We start from the raw sequence: 8,090 nt of genomic DNA on the forward strand, positions 1-8,090 counted from the left end.
TAACGCCGTGGGCCGCCGCCCGGCGTCCCGTCACCCCTTCTCTCGCCGCGAGGCCGGCCGCGACGTCTCGCTACCCGCGTCTGCGCGCCGCGCATTCTTCGCTGCATACATCGCTTCGTCCGCTGCGTGCATCAGGCTGGCGGCGTCGGCATCGTCGCCCCGCAGCCAGGCGACGCCGATGCTGGGCTGGATCGGCAGCCACTGCTCGCCGAACATGGTCCCCGCCGCCACCGCCTGGCGGATGCGCTCGGCGACACCGTGAAACGCCGCCTCCGGCGCCTGCAGGTTGTCCAGCAACACCACGAACTCATCGCCGGCCAGACGTGCCACCAGGTAGCGCCCTTCCACCGCGCGCTGCAGGCAGCGCCCGAACTCCACCAGCACCGCGTCGCCCGCGCGGTGGCCGTAGGTGTCGTTGATGCGCTTGAATCCGTCCAGATCCAGGAACATCACCGCCACGGCGCGCTGCAGCTGCTGCGCCTGCGCGATCGCCGCATGCAGTGCGTCGGTCCAGGCATGCCGATTGGGCAGGCCGGTGAGGGCATCGCGCGTGGCGCGCTCGTGCATCAGCCGGTGCAGCGTCTTGTGCGCGGTGACGTCCTGCGCCATCAAGAAGAATCCCTGCGCTCCTGCCGCCGTGCGCCGCGCCTCGGGCACCAGGGTGATCTCCACATCGCGCGTGGTGTCGCCCATCCGCAGCACATGCTCGAAGCTGACGCGTTGCCCGACGATCACTTGCGCCAGCGCCGCACGTGCCGCCGCGCTCAGCGGCGCGCCAAGCAGGCGGGTGATGGGCAGGCCGACCAGGCTGGCCGGCTCCATGCCCAGCCAATCGCGGTGAGCCTGGTTGGCGAACAGGCAGCGCTGGGCGGCATCGAACTGGCTGACCAGCGCTGGCGTGGCGTCGCTGATCGCGCGCAGGCGCGCCTCGCTCTCGGCCAGACGTTCGGCGGCCACGTGCCGCTCGGTGACGTCCTGGATCTGCGAGACGAAATGCGCCGGCGCGCCACTGCCGTCGCGTACCAGCGAGACCGATAGCTGTGCCCAGATCACCGCCCCCTGCTGGCTGATGTAGCGCTTGGCCAGACTGTAGCTGCCGCGCTTGCCATCGATCAGTTCCTGCACCAGTTGCAGGTCCATCTGCAGATCGTCGGGGTGGGTGATCTGCTGAAAGGTGGTTCGCAACAACTGTTCGCGTGGATAGCCCAGGATGCTGCACAGCGAAGGATTGACGTCGCGCCAGGCCCCGTCCAGCGAGACGATCGCCATGCCCTGCGGCGCGGTCTCGAAGGCGCCGGCGAACCGTTCGGCGGCCAGTTGCGCAGCCGCCTGCGCCTGCAGCTCGGCGGTCACGTCGATGGCCATCGCCAGATAGCCCGCCAGCCCCTGCCGCGCGTCGTGGATGATGTTGAAGCACAGCCGTACCCGCCGCAGCTCGCCGTTCTTGCGCACCAGCGTCCACAGCTCGACGCCCAGCAGATCGCCAGCCGCGGCGGCGGCGAGCTTCGCGTACGAGGGTGGCGACAGCGCCAGCGTAGCCATGTGGCGCTCGAGCTCGGAATGCAGATGGAACTGGGTCGGGCAGCCGCCCAGCACCTCGGCGGCGGCATACCCCAACAGCCGTTCGGCGCCCGGATTGAACAACTCGATGCGTCCCTGCGGATCGAAGGCGATGATCGCCACGTCCTGCGACGCATCCACCAGCGCCTGCAGCCGCGCGCGCTCGGCAGACAGTGCCGCCGAGGCATCCTTGAGCTGGGTGATGTCATGCATCACGCACACGGCGCCCAGCGCAGACCCGTTATCGGCGGCCACCGGATCGGCATTGCACAACACGCTGCGCGCAGGCTGCCCGTTCGCGCGGATCACCAGCTCGGCATTGCGGACGTGTTCGCCGCGCCAGGCGCGTACCAGCGGAATCGCCTCGGTCGACAGCAGCGTGTTGCCGTCGGCGGCGTACAGATCGAAATGCTGCGCCCACTGCGCAGGTGGCAGCAGGCGTGGGTCGGCGCCATGCCAGCGCCGTGCGGCGTGATTGAATTCGCGCAGCAGGCCATCGGTATCGCAGGCCACCACGCCGTCGGGCATGGCCTCCAGCAGCATGCTCAGCGTCTGCCGCTGCGCCTGCGCGTCCAGCCGGTCGCGGCGCGATTCCAGCAGGTTGGCCGCCTGGCGCGCCAGCCGGATCAGCGCCTGCTTCTGTTCTTCGCCGAGCACGCGCGACCGCGTGCTGAGCGTGCACAGGGTGCCGTAGGCGTATCCCTCGCGGCCGATCAACGGCACCCCGACATACGAGCGCACACCCGGCACGGCGGTGACCAGCGGGTTGGCGGCGAAGCGCGGGTCGGCCTCGGCGTCGGGCACCTCCATCAGCTCGGTGCCCATCACCGTATACGAACAGAAGGACACGCTACGCGGGGTGCCTTCCAGGTCGGTGCCGCAGCGCGCCTTGAACCATTGCCGGTCGGCATCCAGCAGCGACACCAGCGCCATCGGCGCGCCGGTGACATGCGCGGCCAGCCAGGCGATATCGTCGAATTCGGCCTCGTACTCGGTGTCCAGTACGCCCAACCGGCGCACCGCGTCCACGCGCAGCGCGTCGTTGTCGGGAATCGGCACGGGCGGCAGCGTGGCGGTCATGGCGAAGTCGGAGGCGGCGTCTGGTCAAGGTAGATCGCTCGAGGTAACGGCGAGGCGATGGTCAACTTAAGCGCTCCTGGTCGCGTCCGTTCATGCGGCGCGGCCCATCGGGCCCGGCACCGTGGCAGTGGCGGCAACACCGCCGGCCGCGCATGCATGGATGCAGGACCAAGCGAGGACGACATCGCGGTGGCGGCTGCATCGGGCGTGGCTCGGTACGTGGTGGCCGGCCGCGCCCCACCCGCTGCGGCCCTGGGTCGGCACCTGCACCATGCAATGCGTGCGGCGCGATCGACCGTGCACCGGCGGGTCCGGCGCCCCACCGCCGCGCTCGGCCAGGCCGCCCCGACGGCGAGGCCGGCTTCGCCGCCGTCGCACCCCATGCCGCCCTGCATTTGCGGCGCCGCCAGGCAGCCACTACCCTCGGCCGATTGTCCGTTTCCAGGAGTGTCACATGCTGCGTCCGCTGTCCCTGTTGATCGCCGGTGTCCTGGGCATGGCTGCCGGTACCGTCGCCCCCGCCGTCGCGGCCGCCCCGGCCAGCCTGTCCAAGGCCGCGACCAGCAGCGCCATCCCCGACATCGCCTACACGCGCTTCACCCTGCCCAACGGCCTAACCGTGATCGTGCACGAAGACCACAAGGCCCCGGTGGTGGCGGTCAGCATCTGGTACCACATCGGCTCCGGCGACGAGCCGGCCGGCAAGACCGGCTTTGCGCATCTGTTCGAGCACCTGATGTTCTCCGGCTCGGAGAACAACAAGGGCAGCTTCTTCGCGCCGCTGGAGAAGGTCGGCACCACCGACATGAACGGCACCACCTGGTTCGACCGCACCAATTACTTCGAAACCGTGCCGACCACCGCGCTGGATACCGCGCTGTGGCTGGAATCGGACCGCATGGGCCATCTGCTCGGCGCGATCGGCCAGGAGGAACTCGATACCCAGCGCGGCGTGGTGCAGAACGAGAAACGCCAGGGCGAGAACCGCCCCTACGGCCGCGTGGACCAGAACATCCTGTCCAACCTGTTCCCGGCCAACCATCCCTACCAGCACGACACCATCGGCTCGATGGAAGACCTGGATGCGGCCTCGCTGGCCGATGTCAAACAGTGGTTCAACGCCAACTACGGCGCAGCCAATACCACCCTGGTACTGGCCGGCGACATCACCGTGGCGCAGGCGCGCGCCAAGGCCGCGCAGTACTTCGGCGACATTCCTTCCGGCAAGCCGGTGCCGCGTCAGCAGCCGTGGATCACCCCGCTGCCGGCGCAGAAGCGCGGCGTGCAGCACGACCACGTGGCGCAGCCGCGCATCTACCGCACCTGGGCCGCGCCGCAGCTGGGCACCGATGACGTGATCCAGCTGGACCTGGCCACCACCGTGCTGGGCGGCGGCAAGACCTCGCGGCTGTACCAGCGCCTGGTGTATCAGGACAATCTGGTCGACGACGTGTCGGCCTCGATCCAGCCCTTCGCGCTGTCCAGCCAGATGCAGATCCAGGCGGACGTGAAGGACGGCGTGGACCCGGCCAGGGTCGAAGCCATCATCGACGAGGAATTGAAGAAGTTCATCGCCCAGGGCCCCACCGCCGACGAGCTGCAGCGCGCGCAGGTGGCCTACCGCGCCGGCTTCGTGCGTGGACTGGAAAAGGTGGGTGGGTTCAGCGGCAAGGCAGCGATCCTGGCCGAGGGCCAGGTCTATCGCGGCGATCCGGGCGCCTACAAGCAGGACCTGCAGCGCGGCCAGGCCGCCACCGTGGACAGCGTCAGGCAAGCCGCCGCCACCTGGTTCGGCAAGGGCGACTACCTGCTGACGGTGTTGCCGGCCGACAAGGGCTTCGACCCGGACGCCGAAGACAAGGCGGTGGTCGCACGCGCCGCCGAACCGGGCAAGCCGGCTCCCAAGCTGCCGGCCGCCGGCAAGTACACCGTCACCGCCTCCACACTGGATCGCAGCAAGGGCGTGCCGGACACCAACCAGTTCCCGGACCTGAGCTTTCCGACACTGCAGCGTGGCAAGTTGAAGAACGGCATCGAGGTGGTGCTGGCCGAGCGCCACACCATCCCGGTCACCCAGATCGAGCTGCTGTTCGATGCCGGGTATGCCGCCGACCAGGGCAACAAGCTCGGTACCGCCAGCTTCAGCGCCGCACTGATGAACGAGAGCACCACCGCGCTGGATTCGGTGGAAGTGGCGCAACGCCGCCAGCGCCTGGGCGCCATCACCGCGGTGGGCTGCGATCTGGACAGCTGCAGTGCGTCGCTGGACGCGCTCAACGACCAGTTGCAGCCATCGCTGCAGTTGTTCTCCGACATCGTGCGCAACCCGGCCTTCAAGGGCAGCGATATCGAGCGCGTGCGCGGGCAGTGGCTGTCCGGCATCGCGCAGGAAAAGACCCAGCCCAATAGCCTGGCGCTGCGCGCGTTGCCGCCGTTGCTGTTCGGCAAGCAGCATCCGTACGGCATCCCGCTCACCGGCAGCGGCACCGAGGCGGCGATCAGGAGCCTCAATGCGCAGGACCTGCAGGCCTTCCACAGCCAGTGGCTGCGTCCGGACAACCTGCGCATCCTGGTGGCCGGCGACACCACGCTGGCGCAGATCATTCCGCAGCTGGACGCGGCATTCGGCGACTGGAAGGCACCAGCCACCCCGCTGCCGAAGAAGAACCTGGTCCAGGTGGCCGCGCAGCCCAAGCCGCGCGTCTACCTGATCAACCGCCCGGACGCACCGCAGTCGGTGATCCTGGCCGGCCTGCTGGCCCCGTCCACCAAGACCCCGGACAACCTGGCGATCGGCGTGGCCAACGGCGCCTTCGGCGGCACCTTCACCTCACGCCTGAACATGAACCTGCGTGAGAGCAAGCGCTGGGCCTACGGCGCCAGCACCCGCATGCTGGACGCGCAGGGCCAACGTCCCTACATGTTCTCCGCGCCGGTGCAGACCGACAAGACCGCCGAGTCGGCCAACGAGATCTTCAAGGAAGCCACCGCGGTGATCGGCGCCAAGCCGTTGACCGGCGAGGAGATCGCCAAGATCAAGAACCAGCGCATCCGCGCCCTGCCCGGTAGCTTCGAAACCACCGGCGCGGTGCTGGGCGCGATCGAAGGCATCGTGCAATTCGACCGCCCGGACGATTACGTGCAAACCCTCAAGCCGCGCCTGGAGGCGATCGATCAAGCGGCAGCACAGAAGGCCATCGCCGGGATCATCAAGCCCGACGCCATGACCTGGGTGATCGTGGGTGACCTGAAGAAGATCGAAGCCCCGGTGCGCGCGCTCAAGCTGGGCGACGTGCAGGTGCTGGACGTGGACGGCAAGCCGGTCAAGCGCTGACGTCCTCATGCCCGCCTGGCTGCACGCAGCCCAGGCGGGTAGGCAGGATGCGTGGTGGGGCTGCATGCAGCGGCCCTGTCGCATGGGTGGGCCGCCGCCTGGTGAACACCTCCCGGCATTCGATGGGACCAGCCAGACCGATGATCGGCGATGCGGCGGCACTGCCCGGCAGCAAGGCGTTCCAGTGAACGTCGATGGTGTTGTCGACACCGCGTTATCGGCCAGCCCGGTTAAGCTTGGGTCTTCTCCTTTACAGGCGCTTGGCTTATCCGATGAAAGAGATGCCGAAGGCAGACGAAGCATCCCGCCAGCAGGTGCTCGACGGTTATCGCATCGTCGACAGCCTGCCCGAAGACACCTATCAGGACATCGTGCAGGTGGCGGCTTCGCTGTGCGAGACCCCGATCGCGCTGATGTCGCTGGTGGATCGCGATCGCCAGTGGTTCAAGGCACGGCTTGGCGTGGCCCTGCAGCAGACCGACCGTAGCCAGGCGGTATGCGACCACGCCATCCGTGAGCCAAACGCCTTGATGGAAGTGCCCGACCTGACCCAGGACCCGCGCTTTCGGGATATTTCCGTGGTCACCGGCGATACCGGCGCACGCTTCTACGCCGGCATGCCGCTGGTGACCTCCGATGGCGTGGCGCTGGGGACCGTCTGCGTACTGGATACCGAGCCGCGCCATCTCAACGACATCCAGCGTAACGGTCTGCGGGCGCTGGCGCGGGTCACGATGCGTCTGCTGGATGCGCGCCAGCAAGCGCTGCAACAGGAGCGCGACGCCATCCTGCAGCCGGCCGCCGAGACCGCCGCAACGACCGCCCAGGCCGCTGCGGACGAGCCGTACCGCCTGGTGATCCTGGAGGTGCAGGAACTGGCCGCGCTGGCCGAGCGCCAGAGCGAACGCCTGCTCGGCCGTACCCTGCAACAGCTCGACCAGGCATTCGCCGCGCTGGTACAGGGCCCCGGCAACAGTATCGATCGGGTCACCGACAGCGCCGAGTTCATCGCCGTGCTGCGCGGCCCCGACAGCGAAAACACCTTGCAGGCGCTACGCGAGGTGGCCAAACAACAGCAGGCCTTGGGCCTGACCGTGTTGCTGGGCGAGGCACGCGCCAGCCGCGCGGACGAGCCGATCGGGCAGGTCTTCCTGCGCGCAGAGAGCGCCTTGAGCGCGGAAAAGAACAGTTTCCGCCAGCGCCCGAGCTGAGGCTCGCACCGGGAACCTGTTGTGGGCATGGCGATGGCGCGCAGCAACCGGCCGTCGCAGGAGGTCGCGGCGCTGCGCAGCAGTGCTCCTGTGCAGCCCCGATAAGCCGCAGCGGCGCCGCCCCGCAGTTCCCGCTTACCCCAACGCGCACTGCCTCAACTGCTTGTCGGCATACCACAGCGCGCGACGCGCCAAGTCGTAGGCGCTGTCCGCCTGGCGCGGCAGCAGCTGTGCTGCCATCACCGGATCGGCGCCGTTGTTCAGTGCATGCTCGGCGCGCTCCAGATCCGACAGATGCATGCGTACCGGCGATAGCAGCACCTTGCGTCTGGACGCTTCGCAACGCGCACTGCGTTGCTCCAGCGCCGCCAGGGCCTGGCGGATGCGGCGGCTGGCTTCGCCCTTCAGGTCCGGCGGCGTCTCGTGCGCGATGGGTGCGGCCTTGTATGCATCGCCGGTGGCCTCGCTGCCGAGCTCGGCCTGGTTTGCGGCCAGTGCCGGATTGAAGCGCACGTCCGGCGGTGGCCGCGCCCTGGCCGTCTGCGTCTGCGGCCCGTTGAGCATGTCGTTGAACTTCTTCATGCCGCGCCCGGCTTCCTGCATCGCCACGTCGCCCAGCGTGCCGTCGCTCTTCCAGTCCTTGGCGAAGCGCGTCTGCCGGTACTGCACCGGATTGACCCGCTCCATCACATTGCGCGTGCCCGCCTGCGCGCGCGCATCGTCCATGCCAGGAGGAACCGCAGCGCCCTGCGGCGCCATCGGGTCCACCTTCGCCTCGGGCGGCAGGCGCAGGTTGCCGTCCCGGGTGTACAACTGGGCCGCCATCGGGTCGTCGGCAGCGGCATCGGCCGCTGCCACCTGGCGCTGCGGCGGCGGGGTGCGCGTCGGCGGCGGCGCGCGACGCG

At 68.8% G+C, this 8,090-nt stretch carries 4 protein-coding genes; 2 read left to right on the top strand and 2 right to left on the bottom strand.

What is annotated here, in order from left to right:
• Window positions 1–30: 30 nt before the first annotated feature.
• Window positions 31–2,640, bottom strand: coding sequence for a PAS domain S-box protein (locus tag LL962_RS18045; RefSeq protein WP_228317909.1), 2,610 nt, complete (start codon window positions 2,638–2,640; stop codon window positions 31–33).
• A 454-nt stretch (window positions 2,641–3,094) separates the two neighbouring features.
• Between LL962_RS18045 and LL962_RS18050 the strand changes: the two genes are divergently transcribed.
• Together LL962_RS18050 and LL962_RS18055 are read left to right on the top strand one after the other, a co-directional pair.
• Window positions 3,095–5,974 carry a M16 family metallopeptidase gene (locus tag LL962_RS18050; RefSeq protein WP_104585868.1) on the top strand — a complete coding sequence of 960 codons (2,880 nt, stop codon included), beginning with the start codon at window positions 3,095–3,097 and terminating at the stop codon, window positions 5,972–5,974.
• 272 nt (window positions 5,975–6,246) lie between these two features.
• Window positions 6,247–7,185 (top strand): GAF domain-containing protein, encoded by a 939-nt coding sequence (locus LL962_RS18055; RefSeq protein ID WP_228317910.1) that lies wholly within the window; start codon window positions 6,247–6,249, stop codon window positions 7,183–7,185.
• 135 nt (window positions 7,186–7,320) lie between these two features.
• Here the strand turns inward: LL962_RS18055 and LL962_RS18060 are convergent.
• Window positions 7,321–8,090: hypothetical protein (locus tag LL962_RS18060; protein WP_228317911.1), on the bottom strand; the 770-nt coding region annotated here is incomplete at its 5' end.

The sequence above is a fragment of the Xanthomonas sp. NCPPB 1067 genome (assembly GCF_020783795.1).
Classification (GTDB): Bacteria; Pseudomonadota; Gammaproteobacteria; order Xanthomonadales; family Xanthomonadaceae; genus Xanthomonas; species Xanthomonas melonis.

Excerpts from the sequence above, each read along its gene's own strand:
- LL962_RS18045 (WP_228317909.1), bottom strand. The coding sequence starts at position 2,640 with ATGACCGCCACGCTGCCGCCCGTGCCGATTCCCGACAACGACGCGCTG.
- LL962_RS18050 (WP_104585868.1), top strand. The coding sequence starts at position 3,095 with ATGCTGCGTCCGCTGTCCCTGTTGATCGCCGGTGTCCTGGGCATGGCT.
- LL962_RS18055 (WP_228317910.1), top strand. The coding sequence starts at position 6,247 with ATGAAAGAGATGCCGAAGGCAGACGAAGCATCCCGCCAGCAGGTGCTC.